Genomic DNA, 21,757 nt, shown 5'->3' with positions numbered 1-21,757 from the left:
GCGATGGCATCACCTCGGTGCAACTGAAAAGCCGAGGTGCCTGCATCGCAGGCAAGCCAGCGCCACAAAAGCTGGTTCTCACATGTATGCACATGTCTATCCCCGACACTCCATCAGTCTTATCCCCTCCGATGTTTCTGTTTAGCGCCCGCGCCCCTATAATGGCTGCCTTTTTCGCCCAATGATTTTGCGGAGCTGGTGATGGCCGAACGTAAGGCGTCCGTCGAGCGCGACACTCTGGAAACCCAGATCAAAGCCTCGATCAACCTGGATGGCACCGGAAAGGCCCGATTTGATATCGGTGTACCTTTTCTTGAGCACATGCTGGACCAGATCGCCCGTCACGGGCTGATCGACCTGGATATCGTCAGCAAGGGCGACCTGCATATCGACGACCACCATACGGTGGAAGACGTCGGTATCACCTTGGGCCAGGCATTTGCCAAGGCCATCGGCGACAAGAAAGGCATCCGTCGCTACGGCCACGCCTATGTCCCGTTGGACGAAGCGCTGTCGCGCGTGGTCATCGACTTCTCCGGCCGCCCCGGCCTGCAGATGCACGTGCCCTACACCCGCGCCACCGTCGGCGGCTTCGATGTCGACCTGTTCCAGGAATTCTTCCAGGGTTTCGTCAACCACGCCCTTGTCAGCCTGCACATCGACAACCTGCGCGGCACCAACACCCACCACCAGATCGAAACCGTGTTCAAGGCCTTCGGCCGCGCGCTGCGCATGGCTGTAGAGCTGGATGAGCGCATGGCCGGGCAAATGCCCTCGACCAAGGGCGTCCTGTAATGCAGACGGTCGCGGTTATCGATTACGGCATGGGTAACCTGCACTCGGTGGCCAAGGCCCTCGAGCACGTAGGCGCCGGCAAGGTGCTGATCACCAGCGATGCCAGCGTGATTCGCGAAGCCGACCGGGTGGTGTTTCCCGGCGTTGGCGCGATTCGCGATTGCATGGCCGAGATCCGCCGCCTGGGCTTTGACAGCCTGGTGCGCGAAGTCAGCCAGGACCGTCCGTTTCTCGGCATCTGCGTGGGCATGCAAGCCTTGCTCGACAGCAGTGAAGAGAACGACGGCGTCGACTGCATCGGCCTGTTCCCAGGCCAGGTGAAGTTTTTCGGCAAAGACCTGCATGAAGACGGCGAACACCTGAAAGTCCCGCACATGGGCTGGAACGAAGTCCGCCAGACCGTGGACCACCCGCTCTGGCACGAAGTGCCGGACATGGCGCGCTTCTACTTCGTGCACAGCTACTACATCGCCGCCGGTAAGCCGGGCCAGGTGGTGGGCGGCGGGCACTACGGCGTCGACTTCGCCGCCGCGCTGGCCGAAGGTTCGCGGTTTGCCGTGCAGTTCCACCCGGAGAAGAGCCATACCCATGGCCTGCAATTGCTGCAGAACTTCGCCGCCTGGGACGGGCGCTGGTAAATGGCCAGGAAGCCGAAGCAGCCGATCTTGAACCTCACGCCCGAACAGGAGAGTGAGGCTACCCTCAAGATCAAGCGCTTTATGGAAGATCGCTTCGAGCTCAAGCTGGGTTCGTTCGAGGTCGCCGAGATCCTCGAACTGTTCACCAATGAAGTGGCTCCGCATTATTACAACAGGGCGATTTTCGACACGCAGACGCTCCTTAAAGAAAGGTTCGAAAGCATCGAAAGCGACCTGTGGTCGCTTGAGAAACCCTGATTTCCCAAGCATTGCTGAATATCGAATAAGGTTTGCCAGATGCTGATTATCCCCGCTATCGATCTCAAGGACGGCGCCTGCGTACGTCTGCGCCAAGGCCGCATGGAAGACTCCACCGTGTTCTCCGATGACCCGGTGAGCATGGCTGCCAAATGGGTAGAAGGGGGCTGCCGTCGCCTGCATCTGGTGGACTTGAACGGCGCCTTCGAAGGCCAGCCGGTCAATGGCGAAGTGGTCACGGCCATCGCCAAGCGCTACCCGAACCTGCCGATCCAGATCGGCGGCGGTATCCGCTCGCTGGAAACCATCGAGCACTACGTCAAGGCCGGCGTGAGCTACGTGATCATCGGCACCAAGGCCGTGAAAGACCCGGCATTCGTCGCCGAAGCTTGCCGTGCGTTCCCTGGCAAAGTGATCGTGGGCCTGGACGCCAAGGATGGCTTCGTCGCCACCGACGGCTGGGCTGAGATCAGCACCGTGCAGGTCATCGACCTGGCCAAGCAGTTCGAAGCTGACGGCGTTTCCGCCATCGTTTATACCGACATCGCCAAAGACGGCATGATGCAGGGCTGCAACGTGCCGTTTACCGCCGCGCTGGCTGCTGCGACCAAGATCCCGGTGATCGCTTCCGGTGGTATCCACAACCTGGGCGACATCAAGTCGCTGCTGGACGCCAAGGCCCCTGGCATCATCGGCGCCATCACTGGCCGCGCGATCTACGAAGGGACCCTGGACGTCGCCGAAGCCCAGGCTTACTGCGATGCCTACAACGGCTGAGGACTGACCATGGCGCTGGCCAAACGCATCATCCCTTGCCTGGACGTCGACAACGGTCGCGTGGTCAAGGGCGTCAAGTTCGAGAACATCCGTGACGCCGGCGACCCGGTGGAAATCGCCCGTCGCTACGATGAGCAAGGTGCCGACGAGATTACCTTTCTCGACATCACCGCCAGCGTCGACGGCCGTGACACCACCCTGCATACCGTAGAGCGCATGGCCAGCCAGGTGTTCATCCCGCTGACCGTGGGCGGCGGCGTGCGCACCGTGCAAGATATCCGCAACCTGCTCAATGCCGGCGCGGACAAGGTCTCGATCAATACCGCAGCCGTGTTCAACCCGGAGTTCGTCGGCGAAGCCGCGCAGCATTTCGGTTCGCAGTGCATCGTGGTCGCCATCGACGCCAAGAAAGTCTCAGGCCCGGGCGAAACCCCGCGCTGGGAAATCTTCACCCACGGCGGTCGCAAGCCAACCGGCCTGGACGCGGTGGAGTGGGCGATGAAGATGGAAGGCCTGGGCGCCGGTGAAATCCTGCTGACCAGCATGGACCAGGACGGCATGAAAAACGGCTTCGACCTCGGCGTAACCCGCGCCATCAGCGATGCCCTGGGCATTCCGGTGATCGCCTCCGGCGGCGTCGGCAACCTGCAGCACCTGGCCGACGGCGTGATTGAAGGCCACGCCAGCGCGGTGCTGGCGGCGAGTATTTTCCACTTTGGCGAGTACACCGTCCCCGAGGCCAAGGCCTACATGGCGGCGCGCGGCATCGTCGTTCGCTAAACGCTGCTGGACACCATGGCAGGCGCGCGGCACTCTCTGCGCTTGCCATGGATTCCGGTAACTTACATGTTCAAGCACCTGTTGCTCGCCCTCGCCAGTTCGTCCCTCCTGTTGGCTGGCTTGGCTCACGCCGATGAATCGTCTGATGCCTCCCTGGTGTTGCTGACGGAAAACTTCCCGCCCTACAACATGGCGAAAAACGGCAAGAACTTCGCCAAGGACGAGAACATCGAAGGCATCGCCGTGGACATCGTGCGCGAAACCTTCAAGCGCGCCGGCATTTCCTACAACCTCACCCTGCGTTTCCCATGGGAGCGTATCTATAAGCTCGCCCTGGAAAAACCTGGCTACGGCGTGTTCGTGATGGCGCGCCTGCCGGATCGTGAGGCCCTGTTCAAGTGGGTCGGCCCCATCGGCCCGGATGATTGGGTGCTGCTGGCCAAGGCCGACAGCAAGATCCAACTGGATGGCCTCGAGCATGCCCGCCGCTACAAGATCGGCGCCTATAAGGGCGATGCCATCGCCGAGACCCTGGAGAAGCAGGGTCTCAACCCGGTGGTGGTGCTACGTGATCAGGATAACGCGCAAAAGCTGCTGGATGGCCAGATCGACCTATGGGCCACTGGCGACCCCGCCGGGCGTTACCTGGCGCGCCAGGTTGGCGTGACGGGGCTCAGGACGGTGTTGCGTTTCAACAGTGCCCAGCTGTACCTCGCGCTGAACAAGGAGGTGCCGGACGAACTGGTCGCCAAGCTGCAGGCTGCGCTGGACCAACTGCGTAAAGACGGCGTCGTCGACGAAATCATGGCGAAATATCTGTAACCGGCCAACCCCTACAGTGGACCGTCAGCGGTAAATACCATTCTTGCCATGCCCGGCCATCGCTTGGTTACTGCGCACGCTGATCATCAACTTGATATCGATCCAGTCAACGCCCTGGGCCTTGAGCTTGGGCAATTCGCGCTCCAACACCGCCAGGGTTTGCGGATACGGGTGGCCGATCATCACCACTGAACCCTGCTTGTGCGCCAGCTTGATCGCGGTCTGCAATTGCGTGGTGATCGCTGCTTCGGTGCGCTCGTCATCGAGGAATACGTCCCGCGAAACATGGGCCAGGCCGATTTTCTGTGCTTCGGCGGCGGCGACGGTTTGTGCACTGGTGCGGCTGTCGACGAAAAACTTGTTGCGTCGTTGCAGCTCGGCCATCAGCCAGGCCATGGCGGCCGGTTGGGCGGTCATGCGGCTGCCCATGTGGTTGTTGATGCCAGCGGTGAAGGGCACGGCCTGGAACGCCGCATCCAGGCGCTTGCCGAGCTCTTCGATGGGCAGGTCGGGGTGCCAGGCGAACGGTCCGGTGGCCGGGTCCATCGGCATGTGCAGGATCACGATCTTGCCGGCCTTGTGCGCTTCGCGCGCAAATTCGGCGGCGTGGGGCGTGTCGGGCATGATCGCCGTGGTCACTGGCCCGGGCAGGGCCAGCACACGCCGATCCCTGGGCAGGTTTTGCCCAAGGTCATCGATGATGAGGGTCAGGTAGGCTTTGTGGGGCTCGCCGGCAGGCGTCGCATGGGCGACGCCTGCCAGGCTGCACAGCACAGCGATGATCAGGGCAAAACGCATATCAACGGCTGCGGGTGATGCTCAAGCCCTTGAGCAGGCTAAGCGCCTGGGCCAGTTGGTAGTCATCGTCCTGCGGCATCGGTTTGGCTTTCTTGCCGCTGCCGGTTGGCTGGTCGGCGCCGCCGTTGCCATTGCCCAGGTGGCCTTGCAGGTCTGCCTCTTTGTAGTACTCGCTGTCGATCTCGTTGGTGATCTTGGCCTTGCGCACTTCGATGTCCGGCACGATGCCCTGGGCCTGGATCGAGCGTCCGTTCGGCGTGTAGTACAGCGCGGTGGTGATCTTCAACGCGCGCTCGTTGTTCAACGGCAGCACGGTTTGCACCGAGCCTTTGCCGAAGCTGGTGGTGCCCATCAGCACGCCGCGCTTCTGGTCTTGCAGGGCGCCGGCGACGATCTCCGACGCCGAGGCGCTGCCGCCGTTGATTAGCACGGCCAGTGGCACGTTTTCGCTCAGGTCGTTGCCGGTGGCCGAGAAGCGCAGCTCGGAGTTGGCGATACGGCCCTTGGTGTACACGATTAGGCCCTTGGTGATGAAGTGGTCGACCACTTCCACCGCCGACTGCAGCACGCCGCCTGGGTTGTTACGCAGGTCGAGCACGATGCCGCTGAGCTTCTTGCCGTTGTCCTTGCGCAGCTTGGCCAGCGCCTTGGCCACTTCGTCGCCGGTCTTGACTTGGAACTGGGTGATGCGGATGTAGCCGTAGCCCGACTCCAGCAACTGGCTCTTCACGCTCTTGACCACGATAGTCGCGCGGGTCAGCGTCACGTCAAACGGGTTGCCACCGTCGCGTACCAAGGTCAGGGTGATTTTCTGGCCGATCTTGCCGCGCATCTTGTCGACGGCTTCGGTCATGGTCTGGCCACGGGTCGGCTGGCCGTTGATCTTCACGATGAAATCGCCAGCCTGGATGCCGGCCTTGGACGCCGGGGTGTCATCGATCGGCGAGACCACCTTGATGTTGCCGTCTTCGGAGCCGACTTCAATGCCAAGGCCGCCGAATTCACCGCTGGTGCTTTCCTGCAGCTCGGCGAAATCTTCCGGGCCCAGGTAGGCGGAGTGCGGATCGAGGTTGCTGAGCATGCCCTTGATGGCATTTTCCAGCAGGGTCTTGTCATCTACGGGTTCGACATAAGCGGCTTTGATTCGGTCCATGACCTCGGCAAAGGTGCGCAGCTCATCCAGCGGCAACGGTGCCTTGGTGGTCGCGGCCGTGGCGGCGGGTGCAGCCGGAGCGGCCTGGTCGGCGAATGCCAGAGGCGCGCCGATCACGAGGGCGATCGTCAGGGCCAGCGAAGTGAGGCGGGACAAATGCAGCATGTCGAACGAACTCCTAATGTAGATGCAGCCCTATCCTTGGGAACGGCACCATTGTGCAGGGTCGCTCGGGCGACCCTGCTGACGAATAGCGAAGTACAGCGCCGGGGTGTCCTGGCCACCACTGTTACCGACAGTGGAGATGGATTCACCGGCTTTTACAACATCACCTGCCGACTTGAGTAAAGTCTGATTGTGGCCGTAAAGGCTCAAATAGCCATTACCGTGGTCAAGAATCACCAACAAACCGGCGCCCCGCAACCAATCGGCAAACACCACGCGCCCACCGTGAACGGCGTGCACCTGGCTGCCGGCCGAGGCGCTGATCATCACCCCATCCCACTTGGCGCGGGTGTCATCGCCACGGGTTTCCCCGAAGCGTGCCAGTAATCGACCATCAACTGGCCATGGAAGTTTGCCGCGCGCTGAAGCAAAAGGGCCGCCGAACGACTCGCCGGCACTGGAAACCAGCGGGCCAGGCGCTGCATGTGCCGGTTTACGCGGGGCCGGAGCATCCGAGGTGGCAGCCAATTCGGCCTCACGCTGGCGCTTTTTTTCGGCTTCCTGCTGGGCGATCAGCGCTTTCTGTCGCGCTTCTTCGGCCTCACGTGCCTGGCGAGCCAGGGTTTCTTCGATGGTCTTGAGCACTTTGGCCAGGTCGGCCTGGTCCTGCTCGCGGGCCTGGAGCTTGGCGTCGCGGGCCTTCACGTCGTCATTGAGCTTGGCCAGGGCCAGCTGGCGCTCCTTGCGGACCTTGTCCAGCTCGTCGCGCTGTGCGTTGAGGCTGCTTTTCTGGTCTTCCAGCTGCGATTGCTGGTTGGCGATTTCCTGTTCGACGTTGACCAACTGGCGCAGGGTCTCGTTGAAGCTTTTCAACTGCTCCATGCGGGCCTTGCTCAGGTAGTCGTAGTAGGTCAGGGTGCGCGCGAATTTCTCGGGGTTCTGCTGGTTGAGCAGCAGCTTGAGGTATTCCTGGCGGCCGTTCTGGTAGGCGGCACGGGCCTGGATCGCGATCAGGCGTTGCTGTTCAACGCGTGCGCTCTGGAGTTTTTTTTTCTCAGCGTCGAGTCGCTCCAGTTCCGACTCGCTCTTCTTTAATTCTTTTTGCAGCTCCTGGACCTGCTTCTCCAGCTTGCCCATCTCGGTTTCCGTACCGCGCAGGTCTTTCTGCACTCCGGATTTCTCTTCCTGGAGCTTGCCGAGCAGTTTTTTCAGCTCGGTAATGTCCTGACGCGTAGCGTCCAACTGTTGTTGGGTTTGTGCGCGCTCATCGGCAAACGCCGGTTGGAGCAGGCAGACAAGAGCAAGGGTAATCAAGGCGCGAAGCATAGAGGCGGGCGACACCAGGGAAATGGACGGCCTAGTATGCCCGCCAAGCGCGGCAAAAAAAACGCCTCAAGGCCAACTGCTTTGAGGCGTTCGTCATAAAAAGCCGTTTAGGGTGATTTGATCGGTTGGTTTAAGAGGTCAAACAAAACGAAGAAACGCCTTGAAACGCTCCTGTTGAACTGGTTTTTGTTTCTGGGAATAGACTCTCGGTCCCGCTAGTCAGTTAGTCGGCAAGATCGGCAATGCCCTGTACTCATGAACTAAAAGGCCAGCAAACCTGGCTTGATTACGGCTTGCCTGACTTACGTAGCCTCGACCGGGCACTTCGGTCCTGCGCAGTTGCGCAAGTGCCGACAGGCAAAGACATCACAGATGCTGTTGAAATCGTGGCTTCAAACTTGGGGTTTGCCGATTCAGCTTCCTCACAGACTCGTATTGTTTCTCCATTGGGAGAAGTGTTGATCCAGCGTGTAACCCTGGTTCATATAGTCGAAAAGCGACAGGACGCCCGAGAAAGATATGTAAAGTTCGCGCTCGATACACTAACCGGGCCTCTGGAGATTTGGCGTGTCGCGTACAGCGATGGTTCGGCACGCTTGGCCTTCGTTGGAGCCTATGAAACCAAGCGTCAGATGCTGGTTGTTGTGAATATCCAGGCAGGCAATCTGTTGTGGAATTTCATGCAGACCGATGCCAAGGCTTTGAACAAGCATCGCCATGGCGAACTGCTTTACAAGCGCCACCAGCTTTTATAGCGGGCAAAGAAAAGGGCAGTTCGAGAGAACTGCCCTGAAGTAAAGTGCTTGATATTCATATACACACCCTCAAGCGGGGGTGTGGAGGTCTCACCCTACGCTGATGTCCAGCCACCAACGGGGTTCCTACGCCAGTTATCGCCACTGGAGGCAACTGGTTTCGCGCTCAGGTCCATTATTGATGGGCTACTCGCTTTGAGCAACCCCTGAAACATTTCAGACCAATATCGACGTCCCCGTCATCTCCACCGGCTTCTCCAACCCCATCAGCATCAGCATGGTCGGCGCCACATCCGCCAGCACGCCGCCTTCACGCACCTTGAAATCACGCTTGCCGACATAGATGAACGGCACCGGCTCGGTGGTGTGGGCGGTGTGGGCTTGCCCGGTGGATTCGTCGGACATTTGCTCGCAGTTGCCGTGGTCGGCGGTGATCAGCGCTTCGCCGCCGACTTTCTCCAGGGCGTCGACGATGCGGCCGACGCACAGGTCCAGGCATTCCACGGCCTTGGTGGCGGCTTCCAGGTTGCCGCTGTGGCCGACCATGTCGCCGTTGGCGTAGTTGACCACGATCACGTCGTAACGCTGGTGTTCGATGGCGTCGACGATCTTGTCGGTGACTTCCGGTGCGCTCATTTCCGGCTGCAGGTCGTAGGTGGCGACCTTTGGCGATGGGATCAGGATGCGTTCTTCGCCTGGGAACGGCTCTTCGCGGCCGCCGGAGAAGAAGAAGGTCACGTGGGCGTATTTTTCGGTTTCGGCGATGCGCAGCTGGGTCTTGCCGTTTTTTGCCAGGTAGTCGCCCAGCACGTTATCCAAGGTGCCCGCTGCAAAGGCGGCGGGGGCCGGGATGCTGGCGGCGTATTGGGTCAGGCCCACGTACTGCACTTTCGGCTGGCGGGCGCGTTCGAACTCCTTGAAACCGTCTTCGACAAACACGCGGCTCAGCTCGCGGGCGCGGTCGGCGCGGAAGTTCATGAACACTACGGCGTCGCCGTCTTCGACCTTGACCGGCTCGCCGATGGTGGTGGCTTTGACGAATTCATCGCTCTCGCCACGGGCGTAGGCGGCTTCCAGGCCTTCCTGGGCGGTTGCGGCGTTGAATTCGGCCTGGCCGTCGACGATCAAGTTGTAGGCCTGGGCGACGCGGTCCCAGCGGTTGTCACGGTCCATGGCGAAGTAACGGCCCACCAGGCTGGCGATGCGGCCTTTGCCGAGGGCGGCGAAGGTGGCGTCGAGCAGTTCGATGGACGATTGCGCGCTTTTCGGCGGGGTGTCGCGGCCGTCGAGGAAGGCGTGCAGGTAGATCTTGTCGGCGCCGCGCTTGAAAGCCAGTTCGGCCATGGCGACCAGGTGGTCCTGGTGACTGTGGACGCCGCCATCGGACAGCAGGCCCATGAAGTGCACGGCCTTGCCGGCGGCTACTGCTTTATCTACCGCGGCGCAGATGGTCGGGTTCTCGAAGAACTCGCCATCGCGGATCGCTTTGGTCACACGGGTGAAGTCTTGATATACCACTCGTCCGGCGCCTAGGTTCATGTGGCCGACTTCCGAGTTGCCCATCTGGCCGTCCGGCAGGCCTACGTCCATGCCGGAACCGGAGATCAGGCCGTTGGGGACGGTGGCGGTCAGGCGGTCGAGTACCGGCTTCTTGGCCGCGTATACCGCGTTGTCGTGGTGGCTTTCACTGTGTCCGAAGCCATCGAGAATTATCAGGACCAAAGGTTTAGGCGTAGTAGTCATAGATCCTCTCGCGGCGGTAATAAAGGAAGACAATTGAAAAGGGAGTGGCAGTTTAAAGCGAAGTTCCGACCACGTCACCGCTTTACGGGGGTTGGCCCCCCCTGGCGGCTGTGTATACTTACCGCCATTTTAACGCCCTGGAACCTCCTTGATGGTTGATCACCTGATTGCATTTGCCACTGCCCACTATCTGCTTGTGGGTGCCTTCGTCATCCTACTGGCGCTGCTGATCGCTCACGAATTGAGCCGCGGTGGCCGCAGCCTGAGCACGGCGGAGCTGACCGCGCTGGTCAACAAGGACGAGGCCGTTGTCGTTGACATCCGCCCAGCCAAGGATTTCGCCACCGGCCACATCGTCGGCGCCCTGAACATTCCGCAGGACAAGTTGATCGCGCGCCTGGCCGAGCTGGAAAAGCACAAGGCCAAGACCATCATCCTGGTCGACGCCCAAGGCCAGCACGCCGGCACCCACGCCCGCGAAATGCTCAAGACCGGCTTCACCGCCGCCAAGCTGTCCGGTGGCATCAGCAGCTGGCGCGCCGATAACCTGCCGCTGGTGAAGTGATATGAGCCAGGTTGTCGTGTATTCCAGCGATTGGTGCCCTTACTGCATGCGGGCCAAGGCCCTGCTGGAGAAAAAGGGCGTTGCCTTCGAAGAGATCAAGGTCGACGGCAAACCCCAGGTGCGCGCCGAAATGGCCCAGAAGGCGGGGCGCACGTCCGTGCCGCAGATCTGGATCGGCGCCAAGCACATCGGTGGCTGCGATGACCTGTTCGCTCTGGAGCGCGCCGGTAAACTCGATGCGCTGCTGCTCGTCTGACTCCTAAACCCTAAAAGACCCCAAGATCAAGAAGGATCTGCGATGACTGACCAACAGAACACCGAAGCAGCAGAAGCCCAAGCTCCACAGTTCTCGCTGCAGCGGATCTACGTGCGTGACCTGTCGTTCGAAGCGCCGAAAAGCCCGGCCATCTTCCGCCAGGAATGGACCCCAAGCGTTGCGCTGGACCTGAACACCCGCCAGAAGGCACTGGAAGGCGACTTCCACGAAGTCGTGCTGACCCTGTCCGTGACTGTCAAGAACGGCGAAGAAGTGGCCTTCATCGCTGAAGTGCAACAGGCCGGTATCTTCCTGATCCAGGGCCTGGACGAAGCGTCCATGAGCCACACCCTGGGCGCGTTCTGCCCGAACATCCTGTTCCCGTATGCCCGTGAGACCCTGGACAGCCTGGTCACCCGTGGCTCGTTCCCTGCGCTGATGCTGGCTCCGGTGAACTTCGATGCCCTGTACGCCCAAGAGCTGCAGCGCATGCAACAGGAAGGTTCGTCGACGGTTCAGTAATTTCGAACCCGACGCAGTACTCAATGTGGGAGAGGGCCTGTGTGGGAGCTGGCTTGCCAGCGATAGCATCACCGTGGTGTGACTGACACACCGAGGTGCCTGCATCGCGGGCAAGCCCGGCTCCCACACAGGCCCCCTCCCACATTTGTTTTGCGGTGTTATTTAAAACCGAGTTGGCGCCAGCCTTCGTAGACGGCAACGGCCACGGTGTTGGACAGGTTCAAGCTGCGGCAGCCCTCGCGCATCGGTAAACGCAGGCGATGGCCGTCGGGCAGGGCGTCGAGCACCTCGGCCGGCAGGCCCCGGCTTTCCGGGCCGAACAGGAAGGCATCACCTTCGGCAAAGCTGACATCATGGAACGGCTGCGAGCCCTTGGTGGTGAACGCGAACAGTCGCGGATGCCCCAGGCTCTCCAGGCAGCTCGCCAGGTCGGCGTGGCGCTTGAGCGTGGCGTACTCGTGGTAGTCCAGCCCGGCGCGGCGCAGGCGCTTGTCGTCCATGTCAAAGCCCAGCGGCTCGATCAAATGCAGGTGGCAGCCACTGTTGGCGCACAGCCTGATAACGTTGCCGGTATTCGGCGGAATTTCTGGTTGAAAAAGGATGACGTGAAACATGCACGGCTCCGAAGGCAAAGATGCGCTGCATTCTACCCCCGAAGAGGACCCAAGACCGAAGCTTCTGCCTCGGGTCATGGGCTCTTTGGCGATTGTCGGCATGATGGTAGGCCTGATGATCGGCCGGCTGACCACCCCGGACCCAATCGAACTGCAACAGGTCGAGACCGCAAGGGATGGCGTGGTGGTGTGGTTCAACAGTGAGCCCAAGCTGCACGGCGAGCATATCGACGGCACCGTGGCGCTGCTGTTCGACGCACAGGGCAAGGCCTCCGGTGGGCAACTCAAGGTCAATGAAAAAGACGTGAACTGGCGCGTGCGCAAGACCGATGGCGGCCTGCTGCTGAACCTGGTGGCGGCTCGGCCGTTGCGTGGGGAGTGGAAGGGCGAGAAGGCCGATGGCCGCTGGCGGTTGGAGATCCATCTCCACGAGGAATAAAAGAGGGAATCCCCGGCCTGCCTGTACCAAGGTCCCCAAAACGGGCTGGGGCTATGGGCGCTGTGCCACATAAGCCCCGGGTGTAAAGAAGGGAGTTCCCGGCCTGCCTGTACCAGGGCTCCCAAAACGGGGTGAAGCCGTGAAGGCTTCGGTGTTAAAGAGGGAATCCCCGGCCTGCCTGTACCGAGGTTCCCCAAAGCGGTCTGGAGCGCGACGCGGTTCGCATCAAGCACCCCGGGTGTAAAGAGGGGATTCTCGGCCTGCCTGTACCAAGGTCCCCGAAACTGGGTAGTACGAGGGTTATTGCAGGGCGCGTGCCAGAGTCGCCATTTTTTTCCAAAAAATTTCTTCAGAAAGCGCAAAGCCCCGGAATACGGGGCTTTGGTGTTTTCGGCTTTCAGATTTGGTTGAGCAGGGCGGCTAATTTTGAGATCGGATCCATGCCCGATGCCGGTTCATGGTGCATTGAAGCGGTGCACGGCGATGGGGCTCTGCGTCGATCACAAACTGTAGGAGCCGGCTTGCCGGCGAAGGCGTCCTTAACATCGCCATCGCTGGCAAGCCAGCTCCTACAGGGGGCAATTAGGCTTCATCACCTTCGTCATCATCCCCGCCGTCGACCTTCATCCCCAGCTCCTTGATCTTGCGCGTCAAGGTGTTGCGGCCCCAACCCAGCAACACGGCGGCATCGCGGCGGCGGCCAGCGGTGTGCTTCAAGGCGGTCTCGATCATGATTCGCTCGAACGCCGGCACGGCGCTGTCCAAGAGGCTCGACTGGCCGCGTGCCAGGGCCTGGTCGGCCCACTGGCGCAGCGCCTGCTCCCAGTTGGTCACGGGGGCCGAGTCCTGCGGCAGGCTTAACAGCTCCGGCGGCAGGTCGCTGATATGCACTTCGCGCCCAGACGCCATCACCGTGATCCAGCGGCAGGTGTTCTCCAGCTGGCGCACGTTGCCCGGCCACGGCAGGTTCTTCAGGTATTCCTCGGTCTCGCTTTTCAGCAACTTCGGCTCGACAGCCAGCTCTTGGGCGGCGCGGCTGAGGAAGTGGCGGGCGAGAGTGGGAATGTCTTCGCGACGATCCGACATGCGCGGAATGTGGATGCGGATCACGTTGAGGCGGTGGAACAAGTCCTCACGGAATTTGCCCGCATGCACCAGGGTTTCGAGGTTCTGGTGGGTCGCCGCAATGATGCGCACGTCGACCTTGACCGGCGTGTGCCCGCCAACGCGATAGAACTCACCGTCCGCCAGCACCCGCAGCAGCCGGGTCTGGGTATCGGCGGGCATGTCGCCGATTTCATCAAGGAACAACGTACCGCCGTCAGCCTGTTCAAAGCGGCCACGACGCAGGTTGGCAGCGCCGGTAAACGCGCCTTTTTCATGGCCGAACAGCTCGGATTCCATCAAATCCTTGGGGATCGCCGCCATGTTCAAGGCGATGAACGGCGAGGCTGCCCGTGGGCTGTGACGGTGCAGCGCGTGGGCCACCAGCTCTTTACCGGTACCGGATTCGCCGTTGATCAGCACGGTGATGTTGGAGTGGCTCAAGCGCCCGATGGCGCGAAACACTTCCTGCATCGCCGGCGCTTCGCCGATGATTTCCGGGGTGCGGGTGAGGGCCGGTGGGGCTTCCTGGTTCTGTTGTTCCTGGGCGTGCTGGTTGGCGCGCTTGACCAATGCCACCGCCTCGTCCACATCGAATGGCTTGGGCAGGTATTCAAAGGCGCCGCCCTGATAGGAGGCGACAGCGCTGTCCAGGTCCGAGTGCGCGGTCATTATGATCACCGGCAGGCGCGGGTGCTGCTCGCGAATCCGCGCCAGCAGGTCCAGGCCACTGGCGCCGGGCATGCGGATGTCGGAGATGATCACGTCGGGCTGCTGGCGCGCCAGGCGGCTCATCACCCCGTCGGCGCTGTCGAAGCTCTGGGTGGTCATGCCTTCCTGTTGCAAGGCTTTCTCGAGGACCCAGCGGATAGAACGGTCGTCATCGACGATCCAGACAGTTTCACTACGGCTCATGTCGATGGGGCTCCTTGTTCCAGTGGCAGAAAGATCGAGAAGGTGGTGTGGCCAGGATGGCTCTCACACTCGATCAGACCCTGGTGCTGGCTGATGATGTTCTGGGTAATGGCCAGGCCCAGCCCGGTACCGTCCGGGCGGCCGCTGACCATTGGAAAGAAGATGGTTTCCTGGAGTTCCGCAGGAATGCCGGGGCCGTTGTCGATGATCTCGACCTTGGTCACCAGGCGATGGCGCACATGGCCGATGGTGAACTGACGCAGGGCGCGGGTGCGCAGGCTGATGCGGCCCAGGCGCAGTTCGTTCTGGCTGCTGATGGCCTGCATCGCGTTTCGCACAATATTGAGCACCGCCTGGATCATCTGTTCGCGGTCGATCAGTACATCGGGAATGCTCGGGTCGTAGTCGCGCACCAAGGTGATGCAGCCCTGGCTTTCGGCCTCTACCAACTGGCAGACGCGCTCCAGCACCTCATGCACGTTGGTCATTGCCAGGGACGGCAGCTTGTTGGAGCCGAGCATGCGGTCCACCAGATTCCGCAGGCGGTCGGCTTCCTCGATGATGACGTTGGTGTAGTCCTTGAGGTGTTCCTCTGGCAGCTCGCGGGCCAGCAGCTGCGCCGCGCCGCGAATACCGCCCAGCGGGTTCTTGATCTCATGGGCCAGGCCACGCACCAGCATCTTGCTGGTTTCCTGCTTGGACAGCTGCGCTTCCTCCTTGGTGATGCGCAGCAGGCGGTCACGGGGGTGCACTTCCAGCAGCAGCAAGGTGGCGCCGTTGCTGAGGATCGGGGTTACGGCATAGTCGACGGTCAGGGTCTGGCCGGTGAGGGCCGTGAGCATCGCCTCGCGTTTGGTGAACGGGTGTGCCTGCTCCACGGCCTGGCGCAACGAGCTCAACGCCTCGGCCGACTCAGTGAACAATTCGCTGATGAACTGCCCATGGCTGCGCTGGCCGCTGATAGCCAGGAGCATCTCCGCCGCCGGGTTCATGTACTCAAGACGCAAGTCGTCATTGAGCAGGATGGTCGCGGTGGTCAGGTTGTCGAGTAGCAAACGGTGCAGTGCATCGCTGATGGTCATCAGGACCTCTTTTGGAGCAAGGCGCGGGCTTGAGGCACACGCTGATACAAGGAAAATGCAAAAACCAAACCAAGGCTCCGAAAAGAAGCGTGCAAGCCCTGAAATGGGGGTTTTAGGCGCGAAACTGTGGCGTTCTGCCAGCTTGCTCGGGAAGTTTCGAACCAAAATGGGCTGGGCAGGTGGGAAGGGTGCAACCTATCGCACCAATATAGTGCGGTTTTGTGAAGGTTGTTCAGGAAGTGAGATGAGTCATTGAGCGGAATGCGCGAGGTGTAGGCGCTGGCTTGCCGGCGATAGCGGTTTTGAATGTGCTGCCGCTATCGCCGGCAAGCCGGCTCCTACAGGATGCACAGCTCGGCGGTGGCGCGGATCATTGCCAGTTGGCGCAGCGGATCATTCAGTGGCTCATGCACGGCGGTGGCGAGCCATTTGGGGCACTGTGGGTCGGTGCGCTGCGGGGTAAAGTCAGCCAGTTGCTGCAGCAGGCGTTTTTGCAGTTCATCCAGCTGCGGGCGAATCTGCTTGACCAAATCCGGGCGGGGGGCGTCAGGCGCCTGGCCCTGGAACTGCCAGTCGGAAAGGTGGGTGTACTGCACCAGTTTGTTGGCCTCGATCTGCGCCGAAAAAAACTGCTCGGCGGCGGCTGGGTCCAGCTTGTAGGCCGGCGCCTGGGCGCTGACGCTGGCGATCACCTCTTGTTCACGCTTTTTATCTTCTACCGGCTTTTTGCTGTCCCATTTGCTCAGGGCAACCTGGTCGGCAATTTCCAGGCGTTCGGCGATGCTGTTGAGCAGCGGCTCAAGCGTGGGCGGCGCAGCACTCGCGGTGGCACTGACGAACAGCAGAGCGAACACAAGTCGATGTTTCAAGGATGATCTCCTGTGGGGGTGGGGCTTGCCCGCGATGGCGGCGTATCAGTCAATACAATAGGTGCCTGGCGCGGCGCAATCGCGGGCCAAAAAAAAGACCTCCCGAAGGAGGTCTTTTTCGTCACGCCGCTCTAAGAAGCGGCGCTACTGGATCAGCAGCTGTAGTACAGCTCGTATTCCAGTGGGTGTACGAAGGTACGAACCTTGATTTCTTCTTCGCTTTTCAGGCCGATGTAAGCGTCGATGAAGTCGTCGCTGAACACGCCGCCTTTGGTCAGGAACGCACGGCCCTTGTCCAGCTCTTCCAGGGCTTCTTTCAGGCTGCCGCACACTTGTGGGATCTCTTTGGCCTCTTCAGGCGGCAGGTCGTACAAGTTTTTGTCGGCGGCGTCGCCAGGGTGGATCTTGTTCTGGATACCGTCCAGGCCGGCCATTACCAGGGCAGCGAAGGCCAGGTACGGGTTGGCTGCTGGATCCGGGAAGCGAGCTTCGATACGGCGAGCACGCGGGCTCGACACGTAAGGAATACGGATCGAAGCGGAACGGTTGCGCGCCGAGTAGGCCAGCATGACCGGTGCTTCGAAACCTGGAACCAGACGTTTGTAGGAGTTGGTCGACGGGTTGGTGAAGCCGTTCAGGGCCTTACCGTGCTTGATGATACCGCCGATGAAGTACAGGGCAGTGTCGGACAGGCCGGCATAACCTTCGCCAGCGAAGGTGTTCTTGCCATCTTTGGCGATGGACAGGTGAACGTGCATGCCCGAACCGTTATCGCCGTACAGTGGCTTCGGCATGAAGGTAGCGGTACGGCCGTAAGCGACTGCAGTGTTGTGTACGCAGTACTTCAGGGTCTGTACTTCGTCAGCCTTGGCAACCAGGGTGTTGAACTTCACACCGATTTCGTTCTGACCGGCAGTGGCCACTTCGTGGTGGTGCACTTCGATGACCAGGCCCATGTCTTCCATGGCATTGCACATGGAGGTACGGATTTCGTGGTCGTGGTCGAACGGCGGAACTGGGAAGTAGCCACCTTTGATACCTGGACGGTGGCCATGGTTGCCGCCTTCCACGTCTTGGTCGGACATCCAGGAGCCTTGTTCGGAGTAGATCTTGAACATGGAGCCGGAGATGTCGGACTTGAACTTCACTTGGTCGAAGATGAAGAATTCTGGCTCCGGACCTACGAATACGGTGTCACCGATACCGGTAGACTTCAGGTATTCCTCGGCACGCTTGGCGATCGCACGTGGGTCGCGGTCGTAGCCTTGCATGGTCGAAGGCTCGATCACGTCGCAGACCAGGATCAGGGTCGGCTCTTCGGTGAACGGGTCGAGTACGGCAGTGCTGTCGTCCGGCATCAGGATCATGTCGGAGGCTTCGATGCCTTTCCAGCCAGCGATGGAGGAACCGTCGAACATTTTGCCTTCTTCGAAGAAAGCTTCATCCAGCGCATCGCGAGCCGGCATGGTCACGTGGTGCTGAGTGCCTTTGGTGTCCGTGAAGCGCAGATCAATCCATTTAACGTCATGATCTTTGATGAGTTGAACCGACTTCGACATAGTGTCCTCCGGGTGGCTTCGGGCTGGGGTAGTGGAGTTAGCCCTTAGAATGTGGGTGATGCCGGCGCGGATAGTCCGCCATGGCAACCTGCCTCACAAGAGAGCAAATTGCATGCCAGTGCGCCAACATGGGTTTTCTGCTCCAAAAACGCCCCTATAAAGGTGCATTGCGACAAAAGCCCAAAAATAGCGCACCGCAATGTAGCGCAAAGACGCATGAATGCACCCCTTTAGTGCGTTGCGCTTGCGATGCATATTAACTGGTTAAACCTTGAGCGATTTCCGCTATAATCCGCGCCCCCCTTTTTCAGCAGGCCCGGCGCGCGCTGTTTCCATGAAATTAATCGTTAAAGTCTTCCCCGAGATCACCATCAAGAGCCGACCGGTACGGACGCGTTTCATCCGTCAGTTGGCCAAGAACATCCGTGCCGTGCTCCGCGATCTGGACCCGGCTGTGGTGGTGAACGGCGTGTGGGACAACCTCGAGCTGGAAACCCGTGTCACCGAGCCCAAAGCCTTGAAGGACATGACCGAGCGCCTGAGCTGCATGCCGGGCATCGCGCATTTCCTGCAGGTGGATGAGTACCCGTTGGGCGACTTCGACGACATCACCGAGAAGTGCAAACAGCACTACGGCAGCGAACTCGAAGGCAAGATTTTTTCGGTGCGCTGCAAGCGTGCCGGCAAGCACACTTTCAGCTCCATGGATGTCGAGAAATACGTCGGCAGCAAGCTGCGTCGCGAGTGCGGCGCTGCCGGAATTTCCCTGAAAGCGCCGCAAATTGAAGTGCGCATGGAAATTCGCGACCAACGGTTGTTTGTGATCCACAGCCAGCACAACAGTATCGGCGGCTACCCGTTGGGCGCCCTGGAACAGACCCTGGTCTTGATGTCCGGCGGTTTCGATTCCACGGTTGCCGCTTACCAGATAATGCGCCGTGGCCTGATGAGCCACTTCTGCTTCTTTAACCTGGGCGGGCGTGCCCACGAATTGGGCGTGATGGAAGTTGCGCACTTTATCTGGAAGAAGTACGGCAGCTCCCAACGCGTGCTATTTGTGAGCGTACCGTTCGAAGAAGTGCTGGGCGAAATTCTCGGTAAAGTCGATAACGGTCATATGGGCGTGGTATTGAAGCGTATGATGTTGCGCGCCGCGTCGCAGATTGCCGACCGCTTGCAGATCGACGCGCTGGTGACCGGCGAGGCGATCTCCCAGGTGTCCAGCCAGACGCTGCCGAACCTGTCGATCATCGACTGCGTCACCGAGAAGCTGGTGTTGCGCCCACTGATCGCCAGCCACAAGCAGGACATCATCGACCTGGCAGAAGAAATCGGCACTGCCGACTTCGCCAAGCACATGCCTGAGTACTGCGGGGTCATCTCGGTGAACCCCAAGACCCACGCCAAGCGTCACCGCGTGGAGCATGAAGAGAAAGAATTCGACATGGCGATTCTGGAGCGTGCGCTCGAGAATGCCAAACTGGTCCCGATCGATCGCGTGATCGACGAACTGGGCCAGGATGTGAAGATCGAAGAAGTCAGCGAAGCCTTGGCCGGCCAGATCGTCGTCGACATCCGTCACCCGGATGCCGCTGAAGATGAGCCGCTGGAAATCGCTGGCATCGACGTACAAACGCTGCCGTTCTATGCATTGAACGCGCGTTTCAAGGAACTGGATAACAGCCGTCAGTACCTGCTGTATTGCGACAAAGGCGTGATGAGTCGCCTGCATGCCCACCATTTGCTCAGTGAGGGGCATGCCAATGTGCGCGTTTATCGACCGAGCTAAGAGCCCGGGGCTGTTTGCCTGTGGCCTGCGTCACCGGCCCCCCGACTCTGCCGTCAAGCTGTAACGGCAAGGCCTGACTCTACTGTTAATCGCTGCCACGACCTGTCAGCACACCGAATCCTCTGATCGAGATACACAAGTGATCGAAAATCTACGTAACATCGCCATCATTGCTCACGTTGACCATGGTAAAACCACCCTGGTAGACAAACTCCTGCGTCAATCCGGCACCCTGGAGCGCAACGAGCTCAACGACGAGCGCGTGATGGACTCCAACGACCAGGAAAAAGAGCGCGGTATTACCATCCTGGCTAAAAACACCGCTATCAACTGGAACGGCTACCACATCAACATCGTGGATACCCCGGGCCACGCCGACTTCGGCGGCGAAGTAGAACGCGTAATGTCGATGGTTGACTCCGTTCTGCTGCTGGTTGATGCCCAAGACGGCCCTATGCCGCAAACCCGTTTCGTGACCAAGAAGGCTTTCGAAGCCGGCCTGCGTCCGATCGTGTGCATCAACAAGGTTGACCGTCCAGGCGCGCGTCCGGACTGGGTTCTGGACCAGATCTTCGACCTGTTCGACAACCTGGGTGCCACCGAAGAACAGCTGGACTTCAAAGTCGTCTACGCCTCGGCCCTGAACGGCATTGCCGGTCTGGAACACACCGACATGGCTGAAGACATGACCCCGCTGTACCAGTCGATCGTCGACAACGTACCGGCTCCAAAAGTTGACCGTGATGGCCCGTTCCAGATGCAAATCTCGGCACTGGACTACAACAGCTTCCTGGGTGTTATCGGCGTTGGCCGTATCGCTCGTGGTAGCGTCAAGCCGAACACCCCGGTTGTTGCTATCGGCGCCGACGGCAAGAAGCGTAACGGTCGTATCCTGAAGCTGATGGGTCACCACGGTCTGCACCGTATCGACGTTGAAGAAGCGTTTGCCGGTGACATCGTGTGCGTGAGCGGTATGGACTCGCTGTTCATCTCCGACACCCTGTGCCAGCCGGACAACGTTGAGGCGATGAAGCCTCTGACCGTTGACGAGCCAACCGTTTCCATGACCTTCCAGGTAAACGACTCGCCTTTCTGCGGTAAAGAAGGCAAGTTCGTGACGTCCCGTAACATCAAGGAGCGTCTGGACAAAGAGCTGCTGTACAACGTTGCTCTGCGCGTTGAAGAAGGCGACTCGGCTGACAAGTTCAAGGTTTCCGGCCGTGGCGAGCTGCACCTCTCGGTACTGATCGAAACCATGCGTCGCGAAGGCTTCGAAATGGGCGTTGGTCGTCCAGAAGTGATCATCCGTCAGGTTGACGGCGTGAAGCAGGAACCGTTCGAAAACGTCACCATCGACACCCCGGAAGAATCCCAGGGCAAGGTGATGGAAGAGATGGGCCTGCGTAAAGGCGACCTGACCAACATGGTGCCGGATGGTAAAGGCCGTGTGCGTCTGGAATACAACATCCCTGCGCGTGGTCTGATCGGTTTCCGTAACCAGTTCCTGACCCTGACCAACGGTGCTGGCATCCTGACCTCGATCTTCGATCGCTACGACACCATGAAGTCCGGCGACATGTCCGGCCGTCAGAACGGTGTTCTGGTATCGGTAGAAACCGGCAAGGCGCTGACCTACTCCCTGGAAACCCTCCAGGCACGTGGCAAGCTGTTCGTTGAACACGGTCAAGAGATCTACAACGGTCAGATCGTTGGTCTGAACAGCCGTGACAACGACATGGGCGTCAACCCAACCAAAGGCAAGAAGCTCGACAACATGCGTGCTTCGGGCAAAGACGAAACCATCGCTCTGGTTCCACCTGTTCGCTTCACCCTGGAACAGGCCCTGGAATTCATCCAGGACGACGAGCTGTGCGAAGTCACGCCTAAGTCGATCCGCCTGCGTAAGAAGATCCTGGACGAAGGCGAGCGTACCCGCGCTGCCAAGAAAGCCAAGAACTGAGTTAACTCAGGCTGAATGAAAAACGCCCCCGGTCGAAAGGCCGGGGGCGTTTTTTTGTGCCTGGATTTTTCTG

22 protein-coding genes are annotated in these 21,757 nt (G+C 60.2%); 13 read left to right on the top strand and 9 right to left on the bottom strand.

Annotation, left to right across the window (positions count from 1 at the left end; translation table 11 throughout):
• The first annotated feature begins 201 nt into the window (after positions 1-201).
• The 6 genes from hisB (at position 202) to AC0IYN_RS08815 (ending at position 4,070) form a co-directional block, all read left to right on the top strand.
• Positions 202-795, top strand: coding sequence for an imidazoleglycerol-phosphate dehydratase HisB (gene hisB, locus AC0IYN_RS08840; protein WP_017849940.1), 594 nt, complete (start codon positions 202-204; stop codon positions 793-795).
• The gene (hisH, locus tag AC0IYN_RS08835) at positions 795-1,433 is read left to right on the top strand and encodes an imidazole glycerol phosphate synthase subunit HisH (protein WP_016979116.1); all 639 of its coding nucleotides are present in this window, start codon (positions 795-797) and stop codon (positions 1,431-1,433) included. Before hisB ends, hisH begins: the two co-directional genes overlap by 1 nt.
• A complete protein-coding gene (locus AC0IYN_RS08830) occupies positions 1,434-1,691 on the top strand; it encodes a DUF2164 domain-containing protein (protein WP_078046454.1) in 258 nt (85 codons plus the stop codon). It abuts the gene before it with no gap.
• 39 nt (positions 1,692-1,730) lie between these two features.
• Positions 1,731-2,468: a 1-(5-phosphoribosyl)-5-[(5-phosphoribosylamino)methylideneamino]imidazole-4-carboxamide isomerase gene (hisA, locus tag AC0IYN_RS08825; RefSeq protein ID WP_003187784.1), complete on the top strand. Its 738-nt coding sequence runs from the start codon at positions 1,731-1,733 to the stop codon at positions 2,466-2,468.
• Between the two features lie 9 nt (positions 2,469-2,477).
• Entirely contained in the window at positions 2,478-3,248 is a 771-nt protein-coding gene (gene hisF / locus AC0IYN_RS08820) for an imidazole glycerol phosphate synthase subunit HisF (protein ID WP_003171107.1), read from the top strand.
• A 66-nt stretch (positions 3,249-3,314) separates the two neighbouring features.
• Positions 3,315-4,070 carry a substrate-binding periplasmic protein gene (locus AC0IYN_RS08815; RefSeq protein WP_471841093.1) on the top strand — a complete coding sequence of 252 codons (756 nt, stop codon included), beginning with the start codon at positions 3,315-3,317 and terminating at the stop codon, positions 4,068-4,070.
• 24 nt (positions 4,071-4,094) lie between these two features.
• Here the strand turns inward: AC0IYN_RS08815 and AC0IYN_RS08810 are convergent, their stop codons facing one another.
• The 3 genes from AC0IYN_RS08810 to AC0IYN_RS08800 are packed head-to-tail and all read right to left on the bottom strand — an operon-like array spanning position 4,095 to position 7,512.
• On the bottom strand, positions 4,095-4,868 hold the full coding sequence (locus AC0IYN_RS08810; protein WP_099491323.1) for a divergent polysaccharide deacetylase family protein: 774 nt from the start codon (positions 4,866-4,868) through the stop codon (positions 4,095-4,097).
• A gap of 1 nt (position 4,869) precedes the next feature.
• Positions 4,870-6,186: a S41 family peptidase gene (locus AC0IYN_RS08805; protein ID WP_078046457.1), complete on the bottom strand. Its 1,317-nt coding sequence runs from the start codon at positions 6,184-6,186 to the stop codon at positions 4,870-4,872.
• 30 nt (positions 6,187-6,216) lie between these two features.
• Complete coding sequence (locus tag AC0IYN_RS08800; protein ID WP_406596773.1) at positions 6,217-7,512, bottom strand: murein hydrolase activator EnvC family protein; 1,296 nt, start codon at positions 7,510-7,512, stop codon at positions 6,217-6,219.
• 242 nt (positions 7,513-7,754) lie between these two features.
• On the opposite strand from AC0IYN_RS08800, the gene AC0IYN_RS08795 reads away from it, so the two are divergent.
• Positions 7,755-8,267, top strand: coding sequence for a PBECR2 nuclease fold domain-containing protein (locus AC0IYN_RS08795; RefSeq protein WP_471841091.1), 513 nt, complete (start codon positions 7,755-7,757; stop codon positions 8,265-8,267).
• A gap of 216 nt (positions 8,268-8,483) precedes the next feature.
• Here the strand turns inward: AC0IYN_RS08795 and gpmI are convergent, their stop codons facing one another.
• Positions 8,484-10,010, bottom strand: coding sequence for a 2,3-bisphosphoglycerate-independent phosphoglycerate mutase (gene gpmI / locus AC0IYN_RS08790; RefSeq protein ID WP_471841090.1), 1,527 nt, complete (start codon positions 10,008-10,010; stop codon positions 8,484-8,486).
• A gap of 151 nt (positions 10,011-10,161) precedes the next feature.
• Between gpmI and AC0IYN_RS08785 the strand changes: the two genes are divergently transcribed.
• From AC0IYN_RS08785 to secB, 3 genes are read left to right on the top strand one after another with little or no spacing between them, the layout of a single operon-like run.
• On the top strand, positions 10,162-10,575 hold the full coding sequence (locus tag AC0IYN_RS08785; RefSeq protein WP_010213877.1) for a rhodanese-like domain-containing protein: 414 nt from the start codon (positions 10,162-10,164) through the stop codon (positions 10,573-10,575).
• A gap of 1 nt (position 10,576) precedes the next feature.
• Positions 10,577-10,831: a glutaredoxin 3 gene (gene grxC / locus AC0IYN_RS08780; RefSeq protein WP_010213876.1), complete on the top strand. Its 255-nt coding sequence runs from the start codon at positions 10,577-10,579 to the stop codon at positions 10,829-10,831.
• Between the two features lie 42 nt (positions 10,832-10,873).
• Positions 10,874-11,353, top strand: a complete 480-nt coding sequence (gene secB, locus AC0IYN_RS08775) for a protein-export chaperone SecB (RefSeq protein WP_010213875.1) — start codon at positions 10,874-10,876, stop codon at positions 11,351-11,353.
• Between the two features lie 158 nt (positions 11,354-11,511).
• On the opposite strand, the gene AC0IYN_RS08770 is transcribed toward secB, so the two are convergent.
• Positions 11,512-11,967 (bottom strand): tRNA (cytidine(34)-2'-O)-methyltransferase, encoded by a 456-nt coding sequence (locus tag AC0IYN_RS08770; RefSeq protein WP_010213874.1) that lies wholly within the window; start codon positions 11,965-11,967, stop codon positions 11,512-11,514.
• Here AC0IYN_RS08770 and AC0IYN_RS08765 point away from each other — a divergent pair.
• A complete protein-coding gene (locus AC0IYN_RS08765) occupies positions 11,966-12,406 on the top strand; it encodes a hypothetical protein (protein ID WP_457267036.1) in 441 nt (146 codons plus the stop codon). The two genes, AC0IYN_RS08770 and AC0IYN_RS08765, sit on opposite strands and share 2 nt — an antisense overlap.
• A 582-nt stretch (positions 12,407-12,988) precedes the next feature.
• Here the strand turns inward: AC0IYN_RS08765 and ntrC are convergent.
• The 4 genes from ntrC to glnA form a co-directional block, all read right to left on the bottom strand.
• Entirely contained in the window at positions 12,989-14,425 is a 1,437-nt protein-coding gene (ntrC, locus tag AC0IYN_RS08760) for a nitrogen regulation protein NR(I) (RefSeq protein ID WP_025859464.1), read from the bottom strand.
• Positions 14,422-15,507: a nitrogen regulation protein NR(II) gene (gene glnL / locus AC0IYN_RS08755; protein ID WP_056860661.1), complete on the bottom strand. Its 1,086-nt coding sequence runs from the start codon at positions 15,505-15,507 to the stop codon at positions 14,422-14,424. The genes ntrC and glnL overlap by 4 nt, the downstream gene beginning before the upstream one ends.
• Before the next feature lie 338 nt (positions 15,508-15,845).
• Positions 15,846-16,376 (bottom strand): chorismate mutase, encoded by a 531-nt coding sequence (locus tag AC0IYN_RS08750; protein ID WP_406596776.1) that lies wholly within the window; start codon positions 16,374-16,376, stop codon positions 15,846-15,848.
• A 152-nt stretch (positions 16,377-16,528) separates the two neighbouring features.
• Positions 16,529-17,935, bottom strand: a complete 1,407-nt coding sequence (gene glnA, locus AC0IYN_RS08745) for a type I glutamate--ammonia ligase (RefSeq protein WP_016979133.1) — start codon at positions 17,933-17,935, stop codon at positions 16,529-16,531.
• A gap of 334 nt (positions 17,936-18,269) precedes the next feature.
• Here glnA and thiI point away from each other — a divergent pair, with 334 nt between their 5' ends.
• Positions 18,270-19,724: a tRNA uracil 4-sulfurtransferase ThiI gene (gene thiI / locus AC0IYN_RS08740; protein WP_406596777.1), complete on the top strand. Its 1,455-nt coding sequence runs from the start codon at positions 18,270-18,272 to the stop codon at positions 19,722-19,724.
• Between the two features lie 139 nt (positions 19,725-19,863).
• Positions 19,864-21,684, top strand: coding sequence for a translational GTPase TypA (gene typA, locus AC0IYN_RS08735; protein ID WP_032890153.1), 1,821 nt, complete (start codon positions 19,864-19,866; stop codon positions 21,682-21,684).
• Positions 21,685-21,757: the final 73 nt, after the last annotated feature.

The sequence above is a fragment of the Pseudomonas sp. AC112 genome, assembly GCF_979253545.1.
This window is presented reverse-complemented; position numbering and strand designations above follow the sequence as displayed.

Excerpts from the sequence above, each read along its gene's own strand:
- hisB (WP_017849940.1), top strand. The coding sequence starts at position 202 with ATGGCCGAACGTAAGGCGTCCGTCGAGCGCGACACTCTGGAAACCCAG.
- hisH (WP_016979116.1), top strand. The coding sequence starts at position 795 with ATGCAGACGGTCGCGGTTATCGATTACGGCATGGGTAACCTGCACTCG.
- AC0IYN_RS08830 (WP_078046454.1), top strand. The coding sequence starts at position 1,434 with ATGGCCAGGAAGCCGAAGCAGCCGATCTTGAACCTCACGCCCGAACAG.
- hisA (WP_003187784.1), top strand. The coding sequence starts at position 1,731 with ATGCTGATTATCCCCGCTATCGATCTCAAGGACGGCGCCTGCGTACGT.
- hisF (WP_003171107.1), top strand. The coding sequence starts at position 2,478 with ATGGCGCTGGCCAAACGCATCATCCCTTGCCTGGACGTCGACAACGGT.
- AC0IYN_RS08815 (WP_471841093.1), top strand. The coding sequence starts at position 3,315 with ATGTTCAAGCACCTGTTGCTCGCCCTCGCCAGTTCGTCCCTCCTGTTG.
- AC0IYN_RS08810 (WP_099491323.1), bottom strand. The coding sequence starts at position 4,868 with ATGCGTTTTGCCCTGATCATCGCTGTGCTGTGCAGCCTGGCAGGCGTC.
- AC0IYN_RS08805 (WP_078046457.1), bottom strand. The coding sequence starts at position 6,186 with ATGCTGCATTTGTCCCGCCTCACTTCGCTGGCCCTGACGATCGCCCTC.
- AC0IYN_RS08800 (WP_406596773.1), bottom strand. The coding sequence starts at position 7,512 with ATGCTTCGCGCCTTGATTACCCTTGCTCTTGTCTGCCTGCTCCAACCG.
- AC0IYN_RS08795 (WP_471841091.1), top strand. The coding sequence starts at position 7,755 with ATGCCCTGTACTCATGAACTAAAAGGCCAGCAAACCTGGCTTGATTAC.
- gpmI (WP_471841090.1), bottom strand. The coding sequence starts at position 10,010 with ATGACTACTACGCCTAAACCTTTGGTCCTGATAATTCTCGATGGCTTC.
- AC0IYN_RS08785 (WP_010213877.1), top strand. The coding sequence starts at position 10,162 with ATGGTTGATCACCTGATTGCATTTGCCACTGCCCACTATCTGCTTGTG.
- grxC (WP_010213876.1), top strand. The coding sequence starts at position 10,577 with ATGAGCCAGGTTGTCGTGTATTCCAGCGATTGGTGCCCTTACTGCATG.
- secB (WP_010213875.1), top strand. The coding sequence starts at position 10,874 with ATGACTGACCAACAGAACACCGAAGCAGCAGAAGCCCAAGCTCCACAG.
- AC0IYN_RS08765 (WP_457267036.1), top strand. The coding sequence starts at position 11,966 with ATGCACGGCTCCGAAGGCAAAGATGCGCTGCATTCTACCCCCGAAGAG.
- AC0IYN_RS08770 (WP_010213874.1), bottom strand. The coding sequence starts at position 11,967 with ATGTTTCACGTCATCCTTTTTCAACCAGAAATTCCGCCGAATACCGGC.
- ntrC (WP_025859464.1), bottom strand. The coding sequence starts at position 14,425 with ATGAGCCGTAGTGAAACTGTCTGGATCGTCGATGACGACCGTTCTATC.
- glnL (WP_056860661.1), bottom strand. The coding sequence starts at position 15,507 with ATGACCATCAGCGATGCACTGCACCGTTTGCTACTCGACAACCTGACC.
- glnA (WP_016979133.1), bottom strand. The coding sequence starts at position 17,935 with ATGTCGAAGTCGGTTCAACTCATCAAAGATCATGACGTTAAATGGATT.
- thiI (WP_406596777.1), top strand. The coding sequence starts at position 18,270 with ATGAAATTAATCGTTAAAGTCTTCCCCGAGATCACCATCAAGAGCCGA.